This is a genomic window from Megasphaera paucivorans (genome assembly GCF_900103535.1).
GTDB classification, from domain to species: Bacteria; Bacillota; Negativicutes; order Veillonellales; family Megasphaeraceae; genus Megasphaera_A; species Megasphaera_A paucivorans.
Genome location: NZ_FNHQ01000002.1, coordinates 58,902 through 79,852 on the forward strand (window position 1 = coordinate 58,902; position 20,951 = coordinate 79,852).

18 protein-coding genes are annotated in these 20,951 nt (G+C 39.4%); 13 read left to right on the top strand and 5 right to left on the bottom strand.

Going from position 1 to position 20,951, the window contains the following annotated elements:
* Positions 1-83: 83 nt before the first annotated feature.
* Positions 84-1,337: an aminotransferase class I/II-fold pyridoxal phosphate-dependent enzyme gene (locus tag BLR11_RS01570; protein ID WP_218118686.1), complete on the top strand. Its 1,254-nt coding sequence runs from the start codon at positions 84-86 to the stop codon at positions 1,335-1,337.
* Between the two features lie 283 nt (positions 1,338-1,620).
* Complete coding sequence (locus BLR11_RS01575) at positions 1,621-1,896, top strand: hypothetical protein (protein WP_143006387.1); 276 nt, start codon at positions 1,621-1,623, stop codon at positions 1,894-1,896.
* Positions 1,897-2,204: 308 nt separating this feature from the next.
* On the opposite strand, the gene ald is transcribed toward BLR11_RS01575, so the two are convergent.
* Positions 2,205-3,320: an alanine dehydrogenase gene (gene ald, locus BLR11_RS01580; RefSeq protein ID WP_091647594.1), complete on the bottom strand. Its 1,116-nt coding sequence runs from the start codon at positions 3,318-3,320 to the stop codon at positions 2,205-2,207.
* Between the two features lie 488 nt (positions 3,321-3,808).
* Here ald and gnd point away from each other — a divergent pair, with 488 nt between their 5' ends.
* Positions 3,809-5,221, top strand: coding sequence for a decarboxylating NADP(+)-dependent phosphogluconate dehydrogenase (gene gnd / locus BLR11_RS01585; protein ID WP_091647595.1), 1,413 nt, complete (start codon positions 3,809-3,811; stop codon positions 5,219-5,221).
* Positions 5,222-5,290: 69 nt separating this feature from the next.
* Here the strand turns inward: gnd and BLR11_RS01590 are convergent, their stop codons facing one another.
* Both BLR11_RS01590 and ilvD read right to left on the bottom strand, forming a co-directional pair.
* Positions 5,291-6,154 carry a MurR/RpiR family transcriptional regulator gene (locus BLR11_RS01590; protein ID WP_091647597.1) on the bottom strand — a complete coding sequence of 288 codons (864 nt, stop codon included), beginning with the start codon at positions 6,152-6,154 and terminating at the stop codon, positions 5,291-5,293.
* A 16-nt stretch (positions 6,155-6,170) separates the two neighbouring features.
* Complete coding sequence (gene ilvD, locus BLR11_RS01595) at positions 6,171-7,811, bottom strand: dihydroxy-acid dehydratase (RefSeq protein ID WP_091647599.1); 1,641 nt, start codon at positions 7,809-7,811, stop codon at positions 6,171-6,173.
* A 538-nt stretch (positions 7,812-8,349) separates the two neighbouring features.
* Between ilvD and BLR11_RS01600 the strand changes: the two genes are divergently transcribed.
* The 5 genes from BLR11_RS01600 to BLR11_RS01620 all read left to right on the top strand — a co-directional run bounded on the left by BLR11_RS01600 (position 8,350) and on the right by BLR11_RS01620 (position 15,194).
* Positions 8,350-9,900, top strand: a complete 1,551-nt coding sequence (locus BLR11_RS01600) for a gluconokinase (protein WP_091647739.1) — start codon at positions 8,350-8,352, stop codon at positions 9,898-9,900.
* Positions 9,901-9,953: 53 nt separating this feature from the next.
* Positions 9,954-11,270 (top strand): gluconate:H+ symporter, encoded by a 1,317-nt coding sequence (locus BLR11_RS01605; RefSeq protein ID WP_091647600.1) that lies wholly within the window; start codon positions 9,954-9,956, stop codon positions 11,268-11,270.
* Between the two features lie 157 nt (positions 11,271-11,427).
* Positions 11,428-12,954 (top strand): FGGY-family carbohydrate kinase, encoded by a 1,527-nt coding sequence (locus BLR11_RS01610; protein WP_091647740.1) that lies wholly within the window; start codon positions 11,428-11,430, stop codon positions 12,952-12,954.
* A gap of 40 nt (positions 12,955-12,994) precedes the next feature.
* Positions 12,995-14,062: a 2-hydroxyacid dehydrogenase gene (locus BLR11_RS01615; RefSeq protein ID WP_091647602.1), complete on the top strand. Its 1,068-nt coding sequence runs from the start codon at positions 12,995-12,997 to the stop codon at positions 14,060-14,062.
* 34 nt (positions 14,063-14,096) lie between these two features.
* Positions 14,097-15,194: a zinc-dependent dehydrogenase gene (locus BLR11_RS01620; RefSeq protein ID WP_091647604.1), complete on the top strand. Its 1,098-nt coding sequence runs from the start codon at positions 14,097-14,099 to the stop codon at positions 15,192-15,194.
* A 115-nt stretch (positions 15,195-15,309) separates the two neighbouring features.
* Here BLR11_RS01620 and BLR11_RS01625 read toward each other — a convergent pair whose 3' ends face one another.
* Entirely contained in the window at positions 15,310-16,134 is an 825-nt protein-coding gene (locus tag BLR11_RS01625; RefSeq protein ID WP_091647605.1) for a sugar phosphate isomerase/epimerase family protein, read from the bottom strand.
* 316 nt (positions 16,135-16,450) lie between these two features.
* Here BLR11_RS01625 and BLR11_RS01630 point away from each other — a divergent pair, with 316 nt between their 5' ends.
* Positions 16,451-17,512, top strand: coding sequence for an FAD:protein FMN transferase (locus BLR11_RS01630; RefSeq protein ID WP_245675047.1), 1,062 nt, complete (start codon positions 16,451-16,453; stop codon positions 17,510-17,512).
* A 139-nt stretch (positions 17,513-17,651) separates the two neighbouring features.
* On the opposite strand, the gene BLR11_RS01635 is transcribed toward BLR11_RS01630, so the two are convergent.
* Complete coding sequence (locus BLR11_RS01635; RefSeq protein ID WP_245675048.1) at positions 17,652-18,155, bottom strand: hypothetical protein; 504 nt, start codon at positions 18,153-18,155, stop codon at positions 17,652-17,654.
* Positions 18,156-18,366: 211 nt separating this feature from the next.
* Between BLR11_RS01635 and BLR11_RS01640 the strand changes: the two genes are divergently transcribed.
* The 4 genes from BLR11_RS01640 (at position 18,367) to queC (ending at position 20,805) form a co-directional block, all read left to right on the top strand.
* Positions 18,367-18,780 carry a hypothetical protein gene (locus tag BLR11_RS01640; protein ID WP_091647607.1) on the top strand — a complete coding sequence of 138 codons (414 nt, stop codon included), beginning with the start codon at positions 18,367-18,369 and terminating at the stop codon, positions 18,778-18,780.
* A 36-nt stretch (positions 18,781-18,816) separates the two neighbouring features.
* Positions 18,817-19,485: a GntR family transcriptional regulator gene (locus tag BLR11_RS01645; RefSeq protein WP_091647609.1), complete on the top strand. Its 669-nt coding sequence runs from the start codon at positions 18,817-18,819 to the stop codon at positions 19,483-19,485.
* A 272-nt stretch (positions 19,486-19,757) separates the two neighbouring features.
* The gene (locus BLR11_RS14075) at positions 19,758-19,913 is read left to right on the top strand and encodes a hypothetical protein (RefSeq protein WP_176762832.1); all 156 of its coding nucleotides are present in this window, start codon (positions 19,758-19,760) and stop codon (positions 19,911-19,913) included.
* A 208-nt stretch (positions 19,914-20,121) separates the two neighbouring features.
* Positions 20,122-20,805, top strand: a complete 684-nt coding sequence (gene queC, locus BLR11_RS01650) for a 7-cyano-7-deazaguanine synthase QueC (RefSeq protein WP_091647611.1) — start codon at positions 20,122-20,124, stop codon at positions 20,803-20,805.
* The last annotated feature ends 146 nt before the right edge of the window (positions 20,806-20,951 follow it).

Here is a 20,951-nt window from a genome sequence, read left to right on the forward strand (position 1 = left end):
TACATAAATGTATATTTTAAGATTGCCGTTTTTACTGATGTAATTAAAGCAAATAAACGACTTTGTCATGGGTGGAGGAATCAATGGTAATGAAGCAGCAACCGGATCAATCAAGTAGTTTACAGGATATATGGGGATTTTCTTGTTTTTTGGAGACGCTTTGTAAAGATGGTTTTTATCATGAAGTAACCACAACAACAAAGCCAGTAGGTCCTACAGTTACATATCATGATAAAGAATACATTAATTTTGCTAGTATTAATGTGTTAAATACGCATCAAGAACCTGATGTAATGAAACATTTTTTACAAGCAGCGAAACAATATGGATTGGTTACTGGCGGTTCACGGGTTACTCAAGGAGTCAGCAGTGCGCATAAAGAGATGGAAGAAGAATTAACTCGTATTACGGGAAAAGAACGTTCTATATCCTTTGCCAGCGGGTTATTGGCTAATATTGGCTTTATTAATGCAATGACTTGCAAATTTGATTTTAGTTCTACTTGCGGCATTAACAACAGTGATGCTGTATTCGTTCTTGATAGAGATTGTCACTGGAGTCTATGGAAAGCAGCATCACATTTGGAGTTTGGCAAACAGTTGTTTCCTTTTCGGCATAATGATCCCAAACATTTGGAAATTTTATTAAAACGTTTGTCTAAAACACATAAAAAGATTGTCGTTGTCTTTGAAAGCATTTATTCTGCTGATGGATCCATTGCACCGATGAAAGAACTTTTAGATGCTTGTGAAAAGTATGGAGCGATCAGCTATGTGGATAATGCAAATGGCTTTATGTTTTATGGTCCGGAGCAGCGGTTATTTTCAGAAGAATTCAAACAAATGAACAGAGCTACCTTTGTCATGGTGTCATTTTCTAAAGCAGTAGGTATGGAAGGTGGGGCAATTTCCGGTCCTAAAGATATGATTACCATGTTTGAACTATTATCGGGAACTTCTCTGTTTACCGCAGCTATTCAGCCACCGACTGCCAGTACCATTACCTATATTTTGCATAAACTGGAGAAACATCCGGAAATTATGGATCAATATTTGGAACGTTCGTTGAAACTACGTCAAGTTTTGGAAGAAAAGCATTTTCGTCTCAACGATACACCATCTTACATTATTTCTGTCATTATAGGAAATGACAAAAAAGCAGTTAAGGTATATGAGGCTTGTCTGGAAAATAATATTATGGTCGGTATGTTTCGGTATCCGGCTGTTAAACCGGGACATGCACTGATCCGCATTATGATGAATGCAGGACAGACAGATGAACAGCTTCAATGCCTTATTGCTTTTCTTGAAAAAATGAAAGATACGTATAAATTTTAGGTAGTTCGGCGGACTGCATTTTTACTTTTTTTTTTGTTGCATCTGCTTTTACTATATGATACGGCGCAATCTTTGAGCATCCTCGCTAACAATGATTGTGCCGTATTTTTTACTCACATATAAAAAATACAATGGGTGACTGTACATAACACAAAAGGCTCTCGAATTTCCGAGGGCCTTTTGGTTTCGGTTGTACGCCCGGCATAGGCGCAGTATAATGGGTGAGAGTCGCGAGTGCCGGTTTAATAGTGCCACGCACATAACCTAAGGCAAGGGGGCCATTGTGAGGTGGAATCTGAAGGAAGCCAGTACGAGGAGCACAGAAAACCGAATGGGCTGCCCACAAACGGATAGCGTGGAACGGGAAAGATATGCGGGAGTGCCGAGTACCGGCTCTCCGGATGACAGAGAAAGAAACGGTGCTGGCGATTTTGATGGAACGCATACGGGACAAGGACAACCTAAACCACGCGAACAAACAGGTCAAACGAAACTATGGCGCGCTGGGCATAAACGGAATGACAGTCGAAGCGGCTCAGCCATAGCGGAAGGAACATAAAGAGGAACTCCTGCAACAGTTGCGGAAAGGATGAACCCAGTCCGGTACGACGCAAGAAAATCCCTAAACCAGAAGGCGGCGTACGACAACTGGGTATTCCCATGATCATAGACCGGGTCACAGCAAGCACGTTCCATTACAAAGGAAACGCTCGCATTGGCCGGATAGTATGACTTCTCGAGCCAATACGAGCGATTACGAAAACAGCACTTAAATAATTGAAACGCCGTATACCGAACGGTGTATATGGTGTTGTGAGAGGCCGGCCACCTCAACTAATAGATGCCATCCTGCTCGATTAATTACAATTAATCGAGTATTTCAGATAAAGAGGTGTATGGTAAATTTCGAGCTTGGGCGACTGCTTTGCATGTGATTTTTCCATCGACGGTATTTAAGCCCTGAGCAAGTCCTGAATCCTCCTGCAGTGCTTGTTTCCAGCCTTTGTTGGCAATTTTCAAAGCATAAGGAAGTGTAGAGTTCGCTAAAGCGATAGTCGAAGTCATGGGAACAGCACCTGGGATATTTGCTACTGCATAGTGAATTACGCCATATTTTATATAAACAGGATCTGTATGGGTTGTTACGTGATCAATGGTTTCTACGCCGCCGCCTTGATCAATGGCAACATCAACAATAACGGAACCTTTTTTCATTTCCTTGACCATATATTCTTTTATCACTTTAGGAGCCATTGCTCCCGGAATTAGTACACAACTGATGAGCAAATCTGCTTTTTTTGCCCATACGGCGGCTTCAAAGGAATTAGAAACAATAGTTTCTACACGACCGTTAAACAGATCGTCAATATAAGACAGCCGTTCAGGGTTCATGTCGAGGACCGCGACCTTGGCTCCGAGTCCTACTGCCATTTTTGCGGCATTTAAGCCGACAGTACCGCCACCGATAATAACTACTTGAGCAGGTTCTACACCGGGAACTCCGCCTAAAACCATTCCTTTCCCGCCATATTGTTTTTCTAAATATTGTGCACCGATTTGTACACTCATGCGGCCGGCTACGCGGCTCATAGGAGATAAAAGCGGCAAAGAGTTATTTGCATCCCGTACCGTTTCAAATGCGATTCCTATAACTTGATTGCGAAGCAGTGCAGCCGTTAATTCTGGTTCCGGAGCTAAGTGCAGATATGTAAAGAGAATTTGTCCTTTATGAAACATATCATATTCGGGGAATAACGGTTCTTTTACTTTAATGATCATATCAGCGTTGTCGAAAACTTCTTTTTTAGTTAGTATTTGAGCACCTACCGCATTGTATTCCTCATCACTGAAATTACTTCCTTTACCCGCACCGCTTTCTACTAACACGGTGTGTCCTGCTTCTTTTAAAGCATGACAGCCTGCTGGTGTCAAACCTACTCGAAATTCATGATCTTTGATTTCTTTTACGGTTCCGATAATCATAATACATACCTCCTTAAAATAACTGAGAATACTGAATAATGTATACATTAGTGCATTAAAAATTATCATAATTACATAATTAATAAATAAATTCTAAAATGTAATCTCATGAATTACTTTGGGTAATTTATTAATTTCATTATACTAAGACAACAGATAATTTGCAATATGGGTGTGAATTAAATTTTTAATATAAATATTAAAAAAAATATGTATATATTATTATATTCAATAAAAATTAAATATCAGGGTAAAAAATATAAGACGCGTTCTTGTTTGTATGCTACCGGATGACTTCTGAATTTATAAAAACAAAACTGTTTAATAAATGATACTATGTATCCATGAGTGATAAGTAGATATATACTTGCTTACAGAAAAGTGAATAAGAGAAAAATATATATTCTGCTTGTTTTGCTGTCAAATAGAAATGAATATGGTATGATAAAAGAGTAAAGTTAGTATTTTATAACGTAGGGAGCGTATATATGGAAAGCATAGATATCGGCATTATTGGATTATCAGTTATGGGAAGCAATTTAGCGCTGAATATGGCAGATCATGGATTTTCTGTCGCAGGGTATGATTTTGAATCGTCATTTACGACGCAATTTATTACGGACAAGCCGCATTCAGGAGTGCAGGGATTTTATGATTTGCAGGAGTTTTTACATTCGTTAACGAAACCGCGCCGTGTGTTTCTGATGATCAAAGCAGGAAAACCGGTGGATACAGTCATTGAACAAATCCTTCCTTTTTTGAGTGACGGCGATATTATTATGGATGGCGGCAATTCGTTTTTTAAAGATACACAGCGGCGGTTCACGTATTTATCTGAAAAGGGAATCCATTATTTTGGCATTGGTGTTTCCGGCGGTGAAAAAGGAGCACGCAGTGGACCGGCACTGATGCCTGGCGGTAACATAGATATCTATGAAAATATTCGACCTGTTTTTGAAGCAATTGCCGCTAAAATAGAGGGACAGCCGTGCTGTTTTTTTATTGGAAGCGATGGAGCCGGCCATTACGTAAAAATGGTTCATAACGGTATTGAATATGCGGATATGCAATTGATATCAGAAGCGTATCGCTTGTTGAAATATATAGGCGGATATACAGACCTGGAAATTTCAAAAATTTTTTGCCAGTGGAATCAAGGAGAACTAAATAGTTATTTAGTGGGAATTACTGCAGATATTCTGGCCGAGTGTGATGCTGATGGGACTCCTTTGGTAGAACGAATAGTTGATTGCGCAGGGCAAAAGGGAACCGGCCGTTGGACGAGCATCGAAGCATTAAAGCAAGGCGTCGATGTTTCAATTATTACTACCGCTTGCAATGTACGCGTCTTATCAAATCTGATGATAGATCGCAGCAAAGCGGCTGAACTGATTGGGCATCCAATCCGGGAACATTGTGCAGATACGAATTTTGTGGAACAAGTCCGGAGAAGTTTATATACTGCAAAGATTGTGGCTTATGCACAAGGGTTCTCATTGTATCGTTCGGCATCCATTCATTATGGATGGCATTTGGATTTTTGCAAAATTGCCGCTATTTTTCGTGGCGGGTGTATTATTCGAGCACAATTTCTAAATAGAATCATGACGGCATATGAAAGACATCCCGAGTTGAGCAATCTTTTGTTTGATGAGTTCTTTTATGGAAAAATAAACGAAAATCAAGCAAGTTTGCGTGATATTATCTGTTTAGCAGTACAAAATGGGGTAGCTGTACCTGCTTTTTCCAGTGCATTACAATATGTTGATGGATATTGCGGGGGAACGATAGGTGCTAATCTTATACAAGCTCAAAGAGATTATTTTGGGGCACATACATATCAGCGGGTAGATAAAGAAGGCTCGTTTCATCATGAATGGAAAGAGCATTATAAAAAATAAAATAAAACAGCAGCGGCACGAATGAAGTGCCGCTGCTGTTTTTTATATAAGTGAATAAGGAGATTCTTATTATACGCGCCGCTTTGCTATTTCCAGACGCATTTTGTTCATGTTTTTCGTGAATTTATCGGGATCCTTCATCATTAAGCCGGTATAAATAATATCCATCAGGGCTAAATGAACCAACCGGGAAGCTGTAGCTTCAGAACGATAAGTAACCTCTCTGCCGGCACCGCAGAGAATAATGTCGGCCAATTTGCAAAGCGGGCTTGTCTTATAACTTGTCAGAACAATAATTTTAGCATGATTAGCTTTTGCTAACTTTGCGGCGGTAATGAGATCGAGATTAGAACCGGAATGGGATACGATAATTACCACATCTTCAGGGGTTAACAACGTAGCTGAAGTTACTTGCATATGAAGATCGGAAAAAGCATGGACCGGTTTAGAATAACGCAGGAGATGATTTTCGATATCCTTGGCGACACCTGAAGATACGCCATATCCATATACGTCAATCTTATGTGCGTTATAAATCAAATCAATAGCTTTATTGACCGCTTCAGAATCGAGATCTTTCAAGGTGTCTTGCAAGCTGTTGATCGTATTATAAAATACTTTAGAGGCAATTTCCTGCACTGTATCATAGGTGTTGATATCTTGGCAAACTGATTCCAAAGGTGTAAAAATTTCTGAAGCTAAAGCAATTTTTAAATCCTGCAGGCCATTGAAGCCGGCTTTATGACAAAAACGAGAAACTGTGATTTCTGAACTGGCGGTACTTTCAGCAATTTCTGAAATGCTTTGACGGATAGCTTCATGGGGATTTTCAGAAATATAATCCGCTATTTTTTGCTGAGATTTTGTGAAATAAGGATAGTTGGACAACAGGAGAAGTAAGCAGTTTGCTGGTGGCTGCTTGGAATTTGCCATATGATTACGTCCTTTCTTAGAATTTTTTACGTACAGCGCCTTTTGAAGCGTCTTCTGATATTTCTCTGTACAAATGCAGGAAATTACTATTTACATCTTTGACTACCGGTTGAAATGTCGTACGGCGTTTTGCTGCGGTGTCTTCAGAAACGCACCATTCTAATTTTCGTTTGGGAATATTGATTTTAATGATATCGCCATTTTGAACAAGCCCAATGGGACCGCCTGCATACGCTTCCGGAGATAGATATCCTACAGATATTCCGGCAGAAGCTCCGGAAAAGCGGCCATCTGTAATAATAGCAACGCCGGGAATACCAGCTAAGATTTCTGTGGCGCGGTGCATTTCTCTCATTCCAGGGCCGCCGGAAGGTCCTTCATATCGAATAATAACAGCAGTTCCATCTGGAATTTTATGTGCATAAGCGGCATCAGTACAATCTTCTTCAGAATCAAATACCATGGCGGGTCCTTCAAATATCCATTGATCTTCTGGGATTGCAGAACATTTTACAACACTGCCCTTTGGTGCCAAGTTACCATACAGCACGGCAATACCGCCTTCTCTTTCAAAAGGATTGGTTATAGGCCGTATGATTTCACCATCTGCTGGTTTTGCATCGGCAATATTTTCTCCGATTGTATGGCCATTTACGGTCAAGCAATCTGTATGAAGAATGGACCGCAGCTCATTCATGACCGTTTTTAAACCGCCGACAGTGTCTAAATCACCGGTTGCATATATCTTGCTGTTTGGACAAATTCGTGTATTTAAAGGTGTATTACGGCTGATGCGATCAAAATCGTCAAGAGAAATAGGGATACCGCATTCGGCGGCAATGGCCGGGATATGAAGCGTGCTATTTAGAGAGCCGCCCATAGCTAATGTGACGGTAATAGCGTTTTCAAATGCTTCTTTGGTAAGAATGTCGAGTGGTTTTATATCTTTTTTTACAAGATTTACAATAGTGCGGCCAGCCTCTGTTGTTAATTTCTTTTGTTCGTCACTTAAGGCAAGTACGGTGGAGACATTAGGGAGTGTAAGACCTAATGTCTCAGCTATTTCACACATGGTATTCGCTGTTCCAAAAAATGGGCAGACACCGGCCCCTGTATAATATTCAGCACTCACGTCCAACAGTTTTTGCTCATCAATTTTACCGTGAATAAACTCCTGACGAGCGGCTTTGTTTTCTTTCGGTGTAATGTGATGTTTCATGGGGCCGCCGGTAATCATGATAGTTGGAATGTTTATCCGGGCGGCAGCCATAAGCATGCCGGGGACAATTTTGTCACAAGAGCCTAACATGACCATCCCATCGAAGATGCCATGTCCTTTTACCATGGCTTCAACTGAATCTGCAATAAGTTCGCGACTAGCCAGCGAATACTTCATTCCGGCATGACCTTGAGCGATGCCATCACAAATGGCAATCGTATTGAATTCTAATGGTACGGCGCCGGCGTCGGTGATGGATTGTTTGACTTGGTCAGCGAGAACACGCAGATGTACATGCCCTGTAACAATTTCATTCCAAGAGTTGACGACGGCAATGATCGGTTTGTCGAGTTTTTTTTGATCGACACCGCAAGAACCTAAATGAACTTTAGCAATAGCTTTTTGATAGGTTGGAAATGTACTGAAACGATTTGACATAAAGAAACCTCCTGTTTATGTTAAAAAAATAATAGATACGGCAATTACCGTTTGCGTATCTGAAATGAGTAAACAGAATGATTCATTTTTGCATGGGCTGGATACATTACGATGATTTATTGCTATTATATGATACAAAACTATCTTTTTCAAGAGCTGTATATATTTTTTTGATGTAAAACTATCATTTATATAAAATAGATATTTTAACTAAGAATGTCCATATATGTATACTTTATTTGTGTAGTAAACACATTAAAAATGGCTTTAACTAGCTATTTGCGAAAGATGCAATAAATGGCTGGTTTTTGAATTTACTATGTACAAAAAGAATAGGCATTATTTTTAAATGTTATTTACATATCAAAAAAATGAATGTATAATACGAATAAATGATAAGTAGATATCATTTTTTTACTGCGAAACGGATAGAAGATTCGTCGGCTGGGTGAATCTGGGTAAAAGATGATGATGTATATAATGTTGGGAGAAATAAATTATGGATTTCGGATACAATCCGGAGAAAGAGAGGATTAGAATGGTACAAGACGCCTTATTGCAAGAAGTCTGGATTGGTGTCGATGTGGGAACGACGGGAGTACGTGCTATCGCGTATACTGCAGAGGGAATAAACGTAGCTTCTTCAGAAGCGTTCTATCCGCTGTTGACGCCGCATCCCAATTGGGCAGAAGAAAGTCCTTTGCAAATTTATGAAGCCATAGAAGCTGTTATACGTAAAACAGTGGACGCACTTCATTATAAAAACTGCAAGCTTATTGGTGTGGCATTAAGTACCGTTATGCATAGTTTCGCTGGCTTGGATAAGAATCATGAACCACTTATGGATATGCAGACTTGGGCTGATAGCCGCAGTGCAGATATTGTACGGGAATTAAAAAAAGATGCTGTACGTTGCCGAAAATTTTATGAACGAACCGGCTGTCCGATTCATGCCTGCTATCCTTTGGCAAAAATAGTGTGGCTGAAGCGTAACCAACCGGAAATATTTAAGCGAATGAAATACGTAGGTTCCTTGAAAGATTATATTTTTGAAAAACTGACGGGGCAATGGGTTATCGATCATTCTGCTGCCAGTACCAGCGGCATGTATAATGAGAAAGAAATGGATTGGGATGATGAAATACTGCAATTTGCCGGCGTTTCAAGAGACGCAATGCCGCCGGTTGTTTCTACGACGTATTCATATGCAGTAACCAATGCGGCAGCAAAACGAATGCATCTTCCCCAAGGACTGCCCATTGTTATTGGTGCAACTGACGGAGTTCTTGTAAACGTTGGCATCGGGGCTGTGGAACCAGGACAGCTCAGTGCCACTATTGGTACCAGCGGTGCGCTGCGTATGCTTACGGGTAAGCCGATGATAGACAGTAAGGGAATGCGTACGTGGTGTTATAATTTGGTGGATGATGTCTGGGTTTCCGGAGGTGCCATTAACAATGGCGGAATGATTCTGCGCTGGGTCCGTGACAAAATTTGTCATTACAGCGGCGCACAAATGGAAAATCTTGACGTGGATCCGTATGATTTGATGACAATGAAGGCTTCCCATGTAGCTCCTGGTTCAGATGGACTTATTATGATGCCTGCTTTTACCGGAGAGCGTGCACCATATTGGAATTCCGAATTGCGGGGGATGCTTTTTGGGCTATCTTTAAACCATGGCCGTTCACATATTATTCGTGCCACGATGGAAGGTATTTGTTATAGCCTGAACAGTGTGATGGATGCCTTAAAAGATTTTGGAGATGTTAGAGATATCCGTGTCAGCGGAAGTTTTACAAAGTCAGATTTATGGCTTCAAATCCTTTCTGATATTTTAAATGAACAGCTTATTTTGCCGGATAACAGTGAGGGAGCGGCATTCGGTGCAGCTGTTTTAGGTTTTATTTCCAGCGGCAGGATGAAGAGTATTCGAGATACCAAAGATCTTGTTCATACAAAAAAACTATATGTGCCCAATCCGGAAAATCGGAAAACGTATGAGGAATTGTATGCAATTTTTGGACGATTATATAAGAATCTTCAGCAGGAATTTTCTGATATTACAGCATATCAAAATAACATATAATTAAGGGTTTCCTTATTATTTATTTAATTTTTATTTAAAAGGAGGTTTTTATTATGCCACTAGTCATCTTAGCGGTAGGTATTCTGGTTTTATTTTTCCTCATAGTTAAAGTAAAATTGAACAGTTTTTTGTCTTTGCTTCTCGTAGCCGGTCTTGTTGGATTTGCTGAAGGCTTGCCGATTGGACAAATTGTTCCGGTCATTGAAAAAGGCTTAGGCGGCACACTTGGCGGTCTGGCAATTGTTGTTTCTTTTGGAGCAATACTGGGTAAGCTTATGGCTGAAAGCGGTGGAGCACAACGTATTGCGACGACGCTTATCAAGGTATTTGGCCGCAAAAATATTAAGTGGGCCGTTTGCCTGACTGGATTTATTGTTGGGATTGCTTTGTTCTATGAAATTGGTTTTGTTCTTTTGATCCCCCTTGTTTTTACTATTGCCGCAGCTGCAAAAATCCCCTTGTTGGAAGCAGGTATTCCAATGGCAGCAGCTCTTTCTGTTACACACGGATTTCTTCCGCCCCATCCGGGCCCGACAGCTATTTCTATTATCTATAATGCGGATATTGGATTGACGCTTGTGTATGGTGCAATTATTGCTATTCCGACGGCGATTGTAGCTGGCCCGTTGTTCTATGGTACTGTTAAACATATTAAAACGGAAATTCCGGAAGGGTTATTTGAACCTAAGGTATTTACAGATGAAGAAATGCCTGGTTTCGGTATTAGTGTATTTACCGCATTGGTGCCTGTATTTTTAATGGCAGCAGCCGCTATTGCAAAAATGGAACTTGCAAAAGGAACGCCTGTTTTTGATGTACTTACCTTTTTGGGAACGCCGGACATTGCACTGACGATTTCTATTCTTATTGCATTCTATACATTTGGTATCGGACGCGGAAAATCAGTTGTTGACATCATGAAAGTTGCACAGGATGGCATTGTGGCTATTGCTATGATTCTACTGATTGTCGGCGGCGGCGGTGCCTTGAAGCAAATTTTGATTGATAGCGGTGTTGGCAGCTATATTGGGACATTGGCAGCAGGATCCAATCTTTCTCCGTTATTGTTGGCATGGACTGTTGCTGCTGTTATTCGTGTTGCTTGTGGTTCTGCAACTGTTGCGGCACTTACAGCAGGCGGGATTGCGGCTCCGGTCGTTGCGGTTACCGGGGTTAGTCCGGAATTGATGGTTTTAGCTACAGGAGCAGGTAGTCTTATTATCAGTCCACCGAATGATCCGGGATTTTGGCTTTTTAAAGAATTCTTTGGGCTTACTGTTAAAAATACGGTACGTACTTGGTGTGTATTGGAAACGATTATTTCCGTTATGGGTTTAGCCGGAGTTCTTATTATATCTATGTTTATATAGTGTATTTATGATGCCCGGTGCAGCGCATTTTTTAGAATGCACTGCACCGGAAAATAAATCACTATTATTTTTTTGTGTTTCATGATTGATTTCACAAGAGAAACTTATAGTGAAATTTAATTTTATATCTGAAATGAGAAAGGAGGAATACATGTTTATGGGATATTTATTAGGTATAGATGTAGGTTCTACAAATTATAAGGCAGTAGCCTGCGATTATAACGGACATTTTTTGGCAACAGCTAAACGTCCAGCGGATACGACTTATTTGGAACATGGCTGGGCTCAACTAGATCCACAAAAAATGTGGGAAGGTGTAGCGGCATGTATAAAAGAAGTCAGCCAAGCGCTTCCGGGAGAGATTTGTGACGGAATCGGCATAGCAACTAATGGGGAGGATATGTTCCTGGATGCTAGCGGAGAAGCTGTACATCCGACGATCCGCTGGTTTGATACAAGGACGGATAAAATTGCGAAGGCCTGGAAAAATTTTGGTGTAGAACAAGTATATAAAATTACCGGAATTAATCCTAATCCGGTGGCCGGTATTACTCGTATACAGTGGATAAAAAAACATCATCCTGAGTTATTTGCTAAAATCCACTGCTGGATACAGACACAAGGATTTGTTAGTTTAAAATTAACCGGTATAGCCCGGACAAGCTGGAATAATGCATGCCGGACGATGGCTTTTGATTTGCGTACACGTAATTGGTCTAAGGAAATTTTGGAGGAAGCCGGCATTCCGGAAGATATTCTGGCAGAACCTATACGTCCTGGCGAATTAGTTGGGATGACTACGGAGGATGTTGCTGCTATGATTGGGCTTCCGGCAGGTACTCCGGTATATGCCGGAGGCATTGATTATGCTTGCGGAACCTTTGCTACAGGTATTATAAAATCCGGACAGATGCTGGACTCTACCGGAACTAGTGAGCAATTGGTGTTTATTTCTGATGAACCGCAAAGCAGTCCCAAATATATCAATAAAAATTTTACATCTGTGTCGTATGTTGTTAATGATAAATATTATATGATGGGACAAATTATTTCTTCCGGTGGAATTCTTGAATGGTTTAAGCGGGAATTTGAAGGGGCATCTTTTGATGAACTTGTTGCAGAAGCTTCTCTGCGACCTATAGGTGCTAATGGGTGTATGATGCTGCCGTATTTTTCTGGGAGATACACGTTGGGCAGCGATGCTGCAGCGCGAGGTGCTTTTTTGGGTATTACAACGGCGACGACGCGCGGGGATTTCGTACGTGCGATTTTGGAAGGACTATGCTTTGAAATGTATAGCATTGTTCGCAATGTGCAACGTATTTCTGATAAGGAAATTCAATCTATATATGCAATTGGAGGAGCAGCCAAAAGTGATTTTTGGATGCAATTAAAAGCAGATATTACAGGGATTCGAGTTAAAAGTAAAAGTGTTCCCGAGGCAGCGGCATTGGGAGCAGCTATGTTAGCTGGTATTGGCGCTGGAGTCTACGACAGTCCCGAAGATGCTGTAGAAAAAGTTTCATTTCCTGAAAAAGTATATGAGCCGAATAAAAAACGGCATAAAAAATATATGGATATTTATGAAAGATTGAATCAACAAATGTATCCGGCATTAAAATATTTTAATGATACAGTTACTGAAATGCAGTCTTCTCTTATAGAGTGGGATGATGAAGAATAAAAGACTGCAGTAAGTATTTACAATAAAAGGAGGAATATAAATGAAAACGTTAGTAATTGGGGATCCTTTATTATCTTCAGAAAAATTAAAAATTGCTGTTCATGAAATTATGGGTGAAGAAGTCGAGGTCTGCTGTGTTGACTGGAAACCGGCAAATGATGAAGAATTTTGGTATTTACGCAGTATTGTTGAAAAAAATGGTCCGTCTGTGGGAAAGCCGCCGCAGGAAATTTTTGATTATGTCGGAGAAGTTGATATGATTATTACACAACATACGCCTATCAATGAACAAATTATTGAAGCGGCAAAAAAATGTAAAGTCATTGGAGTATGCCGCGCGGGCGTAGAAAACATTGACGTGACCGCGGCAACAAAACATGGCATTCCCGTTTGCCGTACAATGGGACGTAATGCGAATGCTGTATCTGATTACACCGTGGCTCTTATGATTACGGAAATGCGCAATATAGGACGCGGTCATGCCGCTTTAAAACAGGGCGAGTGGAAAAAGCAGTATTCCAATTATGAATTTGTTGGAGATATGTACGGAAAAACTGTTGGACTAGTCGGTTTTGGATACATTGGGCATTGTGTAGCGAAAAAACTTAAAGGATTCGATGTAAATATTCTTGTTTATGATCCTTTTGTAAAGGCAGAAGAAATTGAAGCACAAGGCTGTAAACTTGTATCTTTGGAAGAACTTTGTGAAAAATCGGATTTTATTAGCATGCACGCTCGTCTTTCTGATGAAACCCGTGGTCTTATTGGGACGGCACAATTTGAGTTGATGAAACCTACGGCGTATATTATCAATACAGCTCGGGCAGGATTGATTGACGAACAAGCATTGATTGCCGCGCTGCAAGATAAAAAAATTGGGGGTGCCGCTATTGATGTATGGTGGGTAGAACCACCGGCTAAAAACCATCCGTTCATGACACTGGATAATGTGACGATTACACCGCATTTGGCGGGTTCAACTAAAGATGCATTTAATCGAACACCCTATCTGCTGTTAGAAGAAATTAAGCGGACGGCTCAAGAAGGTAAGCCACGCTGGATTGTGAATGCTAAAGACGTATCAGTGGAATTAAATACATTGCAATAAAAGTTTATTCAACGTGTAAAAGGAGGATGTTGGGATGAAAGCAGCAGTATATAAAGGAATAGGCAACATGGTAGTTGAAGAGATAGCTAAACCATCTGCCGGTAAAGGCGAATTACTCGTACAAGTTAAGGCGTGTGCTATTTGCGGGGGCGATATCCGAACATTCCGTCATGGACATAATGCAATTAAGCCGCCTATTGTGCTGGGACATGAAATTGCAGGCGTTGTTGTAGAAGCCGGGGAAGATGTAGATCGTTATAAAGTGGGAGATCGGGTCATTGTTGCACCGGGAATTGGCTGCGGCCATTGTGCATTTTGTCTTTCCGGCCGCCAGCATCTTTGTTATACGAGAAAAACAATTGCTCATCATTATAATGGCGGCTTTGCTGAGTATGTTTTAGTTCCGGCTAATGCTGTAGCGGCAGGGAATGTTAATTTTATTCCCAGCGAAGTCGATTATCTTAGTGCATCGTTAGCGGAACCTTTGGCATGTGTCATTAATGGGCAAGAGGCAATACATATACAGCTAGGGGATACCGTAGCGGTTATCGGTGCCGGCCCGATTGGAATTATGCATGCAGAATTAGCAAAGGCACAAGGAGCGGGAAAAATTTTTCTTATTAACCGCAGCAGCAAGCGACTGGAAGCGGCAAGAGAACTTCTTTATGATGCCTATATAGATTCCAGCAAAGACGATGCAGTACAGGTTGTAAAGGACTTAACGGAAGGTATGGGCGCTAATGTCGTTATCGTTACTGCAGGTAGTGCCGCAGCACAAAATATGGGAATCCCAATGGCTAGCAAAGAGGGCAAAGTTTGCCTGTTCGCCGGATTGCCTAAAGACAATCCTATGTTAAATTTTGATGTGAATTTTATTCATTATCGCCAGATTGCTTTGTATGGTACTTTTTCTTCAGCACCACGGCATAATGCGTTGGCCATTGAGATGATACGCAGTGGAAAAATCAATGTGGATCAAGTATTGACACATGTTGTAGCGTTAGAAGATATTTGCTGCGGCATGGAATTGGTTGAAAATCGTGCTGGTTTGCGTGTAGCAGTAGCGCCGAACTTGACGGATATACAAGATGATCTTGCTCGTCATGACAAAATTATTATTGCTAAACCTTAATCGTTACTATAAAAGACAAGGCGCTGTTATGAGAATAACAGCGCCTTGTTTGTATGTGTTAGAACTATAGAATGACAGATAGAGAGTGCGGCATTCAATAGAGGCTGAGATTTGTTTATGTGTCCCAATGTTGTTTAATTATTTTTTGAGCAGCAGTATAACTTGTTTTTGCTGTATATAACAAACCTTTTGACATTATGCGGTCAGAAAGCATTTCAGTAGAAATGACGCGGGGTTGTACTCCTAGCGTTTTTAAGGCATGCAGCATAACTATTGTTTCGTTGCTGCCGCTTCCTGCAGGCAGACGGTCATGGCGGGATTCTTGACGAAGATTTTTATAGGGAAGACGATGAGCATCATCAACTTGGATAGCAACAATGCGATCTGCAGGAATGTTTTCTAAGTTTTCTGGTGACTGATGAGCTCGGGTCCAATGCCAGGCATCGCAAATAATTTTTGCATTTTGACACTCCGATTGCTGAATAACACGCCAAACTGTTTGAAGTGTTGGGAAACTGCTGTAAGGCATGAATTCGATAGCAATATCCAATTCTTCTGCACGTATACATAAATTTTTTAAAGCAGAAATCATTTGTTTTTCAGAAAAAGATTGAAATAAAGTGGCATTAATATGTTTTACTTTAAAAAGACGAGCCATATGAAATAAGAGTTGCTCTTTTTTTTGCTGGTCCGGTGTGCGATCAGAATTGGCTCCCCAGTCAGTCAGTAGTTCAATTTCAGTGACTTTGAGATGATATTTTTTTAACAAAGCAAGTATGTGAGCATCGGTGAAGCCAGCGGCCAAGGCTTCCATATAGTTTTCGACCCGCAGGCCGATTCCTGTAAAGCCGGATTCGGCAGCAATATGAATACGGTCATATAATGAAACCGTAGTTCCTAATGTGTATGAACTGATTGTTAAATTATTTGCAAATTTCATGAAAATCACCTTTTTGATTATTGATGCAAAAATAAAATCAATTATATCATAATACCATTATAATTGTTATTAATAAAAAGACAATGTAATTAAGATTCAATTATTGTTTTTTTATATAGGATCTGTTTATAAAAAACACTATAAAAATTTTATCGGAATTTGATAGTTTTTATATAGACTGTAAGTTGACTTTAATATTATACTAATGGTACCATAAACCAAGATATTTTCTAAATGTAACAGCAATGAATATAGTTTTTATAAAAAGATAAAATTATATTTTGCCTATCATAATCAAAGAAAAGAAGGTACTGTAATGAATCGAAAAATAGTAATATTACCCATTATTATGTGTATATGCGGCGCATTGCTTTTAACAGGATGCAGTGTGTTACCGCAGCAGGAGGAAAAAAAAAGCGGCATAGCTATGGATACCACGGTTTCTTTGTACGCTTCTGGATCAGAGGCTAAAGCGGCTGTAGAGGAAGGATTTCAAAAAATTCACGAGATAGATTTGCTGGCAAATATGATGAATCCTGACAGTGATGTTTCGAAAATTAATAATGCCGCCGGTAAAAGTTTTGTGCAAGTCGATCCCCAAGTTTATGAAATGATAAAATATTCTGTTTTATATTCTCAAAAAACAAATGGTAAATTTGATATTTCTGTTGGACCGATTAGTAATCTTTGGCAGATTGGAACGCCCAATCAGCATATTCCTTCGCCGGAGGATATCAAGAATACATTGCCTAAAGTGAATTATAAAAATATAAAATTGCGCCCTGAAGATCATAGTGTTATGTTGATGCAGCCAGGAATGGCAATTGATTTGGGCAGCGTTGCTAAAGGGTATTGTGTAGATCAGATTGTAAAAATTTATCAAAAGCATCATATAAAAAGTGGATTAATTAATATGGGGTCCAGTTCTATGTATGCCATTGGAATGAATAGCAAAGGAAATCCATGGTCTATTGGCATAAAACATCCTCGGTCTGATACAGAGGGGGAATATTTGGGGATTGAGAAAATTACAGATAAGGCGTTATCAACTGCAGGAGATTATGAAAGATATTTCATACAAGATGGCAAACGCTATCATCTTATCTTTGATCCTCAAACCGGAGTGCCTGCAGAAACGGGTATTATGAGTGATACCATTGTTATTGATGGTTCTGTTGAGCATTGTGGAATGATAACGGATATACTATCTACGGCTATTTTTGTATTAGGACCTAAAGATGGCATAGCGTTTATTAATAGTATTAAAGGGGCTGATTGTGAAATTACAGGAAAGGATGGTTCTATTTATACAACAAAAGGGTTTAAAAATAATTTTTCTGATTTAAATCCGCAATTTCATTTTGCGGAAACAGAGTGAAACTAAAAAATGATTGAAATGACATGCGGATGAACGCATAAGTGATTATACATTAAACGGACCGGGATATATACTTAAGAAATTGTTTCTTAAGTATATATCCCGGTCAATTGTATACGAGTGAATAGTAATAGTATATTTAGAATTTAAAAGTTACTCCGGCTCCCAGGCCATGTTCGGTACTGCCGTTATCAGGAACATAATTGTGGTAATTTACGTTAACGCCGACCCCCATGGCAATACTGAAATTAACGCCGATCTGAGCTTCACCAAAGTTAGAGCCTTTCACATAAGAGGCATAGGGCTGAAATCCCAGAATACTAGGTGCAGATACGGCTAATCCGCCGTACAAGGAATCGGATTGATTATGCATGTGATTGCGATAACCGCCTATGGCTTGAATATTAGATCCGGCGAGATTATATTTAGCATAAAAGTCATTTTGATGACCATTGGTATCGCGATCTAAATATTCATAGCCGATAGTTGTCTTAGGATTGATTTTTCCTTCTATATAGGTTTCCTTTGTTCCGACACTGACCGCAATTCCTCGGTCAGAAGATAATGTTGTTACTGGCGCGGCAAATGCTGTGACTGCGATAAACATAGTAAACATACTACATAATATAATTGATTTTTTCATAATACGCCCTCCTAGTTATTGATTCGGCGATACGTATTGCTTATACTGTCGAATACTAAACTAATATTAGTGTACCTTGTTTCACTGTATTATGCAAGAGTGACAGGTTTCATTGCATTTTTTACGAAATTTAGGTATGATTGTAATTAAAGAGTATGATTATAATTTAAGTTCGAGTTTATATAATATATTATTTTAGGAGGATATGGGCATGGCGATTTTAAGTATTGAACTGGTATCGAAAATTCCAATAACTGTGGATCAAATGCCGGAAGATGAAGTAGAGCAGCATTTAATTATTACGCATAAAGGCGAAGTATCTTTTGATTCTTATACAGCAGATAATAAAAAAGAACCATGCCGGCATTTTATGGTACACATGGATCAGCATGCCATAACGATGGCATTGGTTTATTTGGATTTGTACTTTGAAGAAGAATCGGTGATTTGTCATACGCAAGGAGAAAGAAAGTGGCAGCTTACTATTCGTGAGGATGATGAGTCCTTGAAAACGTTTACAGGATCACTAGGTGAAGATATTTTATTTAATGGACGCAGTATTTCCTATGGCTTGAGAAAATTTATTCCTATTACTGATTTATGGCTTTTTGACGGTAAAAAATGATGAAATATTTTAATGTTTGCAAAGGAGGGATATGAATTGGATTTTGAATTTTCCCCTATTAAGTTTGACAATACCTACAATATCAGAGACTCCGTATATTCCATATTGCGTGGGGCAATTTTAGATGGCAGGCTAAAGGCGGGACAGCATTTAGTAGAACGTGATATAGCAGGGCAGTTGAAAGTAAGCAGAACACCTGTGCGCGAAGCCATTCAAAAACTGGAAAACGAAAAGTTAGTTACCCATGTTCAACGCAAGGGTGTTTTTGTGGCTGGATTTACGAAAGCAGATGCAGAAGAGATTGGTGTTATTCGTATTGCACTAGAGTCATTATGCTGCAGTATTGCTGCTTCTAAAATAACAGAAAAAGAATTAGTGAATTTAGAAAATATTAATCAAAAGATGTTGGAAGAACATTTACAAGGCAACCTTACTAAGGCAGTTCTTCTGAATAAAAAATTTCATGAAAGTATTTATAAGTCCGCCAGAAGTCCTCATCTATATTATTTTGTTAGTACGTTGAGGGATTATATCAGCCCGTTTACTAAATTATCTTATACGAAAGAAGGACGTATTCAAGAAGTTTTTGAAGAACATGCGGATATTATTCAAAAACTTAGACTTCATGATGAACAAGGTGCACATGATGCGGCGAAAAATCATATTGAAAAATCAGGGAAAACCTTTGTAAGAATGGCATATTAAAAAGAAGCATGTAAAATTTTGTGTATACGAAATTTTACATGCTTCTTTTTTTGTTGACATTTGTATTAATATGTGATAAAATTCTATTAAACAAAAGGCTATTATACGATTTCTTGGTATACCAAATACATTTAAAAATATATTATAATATAAGAATATTACTGATGTTTATTGACATATTTTATATATATAAAATACCTATAAATACAATGTCGACGTGATTATAATTAGAAAATAAGTATGTATATTTTATGAGAAAGGTGGACTGAGTTATGATAACGACACAAAAGCAATGCAATGTAACGGAATCATCTAAGAAGCAAGATAGGATGAAACAAGAGTATCCTAAACAATCTGTATGGAAACGTTTAATTCATGATATCTTCCATGCCGAACCTCATAGAAATAATAACGATTCAGATAAATAATGAATTTATTATCTAAAATTAACGAAAGTATATTGTAGAAATAACCTTTCATACCTTTAAAACACTCCAACAGAAACGGGATGCGGGCATATTAGCCTGCATCCCGTTTCTGTCGGAGTGCAGGGAGAAATTGTTCATTGCTGGTAGCTGCATAATAAAAAATGAAGTATAATTCTTAATAGGATATTTTTTACTAGGAGGGACAAAAATGAAAGCAGTTGTACTGTTAAGCGGAGGAATTGATTCGACGACGTGTTTAGCGCTGGCGGTAGAAAAGTATACGAAGAATGAAGTGTTGGCCTTGACTATGCATTATAATCAAAAACATGTTAAGGAAATAGAAGCATCCCATAAAGTGGCATATTATTACGATGTACAACTTCAGGAGAGCGATTTGTCACAAGCGTTTTCTTTAAGTGATTGTCCGTTGTTGCAGCAAAGTCATAAGAAAATTAAACATGAATCGTATGCAGAACAGCTTGAAGAATTGGGTGGGACTGGTACGGTAGATACATATGTTCCTTTTCGCAACGGATTATTTTTATCTTATGCGGCAGCGGCAGCTATTAGTGTTGGTGCGAATGTTATTTATTATGGCGCACATGCGGATGATGCGGCAGGACGAGCGTATCCGGATTGTACTCCTGCGTTTGAAACAGCGATGAATACTGCTATTTATGAAGGATCGGGGCATACTTGTTGTTTAGAGGCACCGCTGCTTAATTTTACAAAAACAGAAGTTGTCCGGATGGGGCTGCGTCTTCATGCACCCTACGAATTGACATGGAGCTGTTATGAAGGAGGTACTCGTCCTTGCGGTGTATGTGGTACTTGTATTGACCGAGCAAAGGCTTTTGCTGAGAATGGGATACCGGATCCGGCATTAAAGTAAAATGTGAAATAGAGTGTGTTAATTGACATCGGTTCGTATTCAACACTGATGAATGTAAATGGGGCTTTTATGAATGTTTTTGTAATTATTTAGTATGCGCCTCAGGTGTCAGTGGAATAACGGGATTCATTTGTTAGGAGGAATCA

Coding starts and splice junctions, on each gene's coding strand:
- BLR11_RS01605 (WP_091647600.1), top strand. CDS start 9,954: ATGCCACTAGTCATCTTAGCGGTAGGTATTCTGGTTTTATTTTTCCTC.
- BLR11_RS01625 (WP_091647605.1), bottom strand. CDS start 16,134: ATGAAATTTGCAAATAATTTAACAATCAGTTCATACACATTAGGAACT.
- BLR11_RS01620 (WP_091647604.1), top strand. CDS start 14,097: ATGAAAGCAGCAGTATATAAAGGAATAGGCAACATGGTAGTTGAAGAG.
- BLR11_RS01640 (WP_091647607.1), top strand. CDS start 18,367: ATGGCGATTTTAAGTATTGAACTGGTATCGAAAATTCCAATAACTGTG.
- BLR11_RS01615 (WP_091647602.1), top strand. CDS start 12,995: ATGAAAACGTTAGTAATTGGGGATCCTTTATTATCTTCAGAAAAATTA.
- BLR11_RS01630 (WP_245675047.1), top strand. CDS start 16,451: ATGAATCGAAAAATAGTAATATTACCCATTATTATGTGTATATGCGGC.
- BLR11_RS01610 (WP_091647740.1), top strand. CDS start 11,428: ATGGGATATTTATTAGGTATAGATGTAGGTTCTACAAATTATAAGGCA.
- BLR11_RS14075 (WP_176762832.1), top strand. CDS start 19,758: ATGATAACGACACAAAAGCAATGCAATGTAACGGAATCATCTAAGAAG.
- BLR11_RS01600 (WP_091647739.1), top strand. CDS start 8,350: ATGGTACAAGACGCCTTATTGCAAGAAGTCTGGATTGGTGTCGATGTG.
- BLR11_RS01570 (WP_218118686.1), top strand. CDS start 84: ATGGTAATGAAGCAGCAACCGGATCAATCAAGTAGTTTACAGGATATA.
- ald (WP_091647594.1), bottom strand. CDS start 3,320: ATGATTATCGGAACCGTAAAAGAAATCAAAGATCATGAATTTCGAGTA.
- BLR11_RS01635 (WP_245675048.1), bottom strand. CDS start 18,155: ATGAAAAAATCAATTATATTATGTAGTATGTTTACTATGTTTATCGCA.
- queC (WP_091647611.1), top strand. CDS start 20,122: ATGAAAGCAGTTGTACTGTTAAGCGGAGGAATTGATTCGACGACGTGT.
- ilvD (WP_091647599.1), bottom strand. CDS start 7,811: ATGTCAAATCGTTTCAGTACATTTCCAACCTATCAAAAAGCTATTGCT.
- gnd (WP_091647595.1), top strand. CDS start 3,809: ATGGAAAGCATAGATATCGGCATTATTGGATTATCAGTTATGGGAAGC.
- BLR11_RS01590 (WP_091647597.1), bottom strand. CDS start 6,154: ATGGCAAATTCCAAGCAGCCACCAGCAAACTGCTTACTTCTCCTGTTG.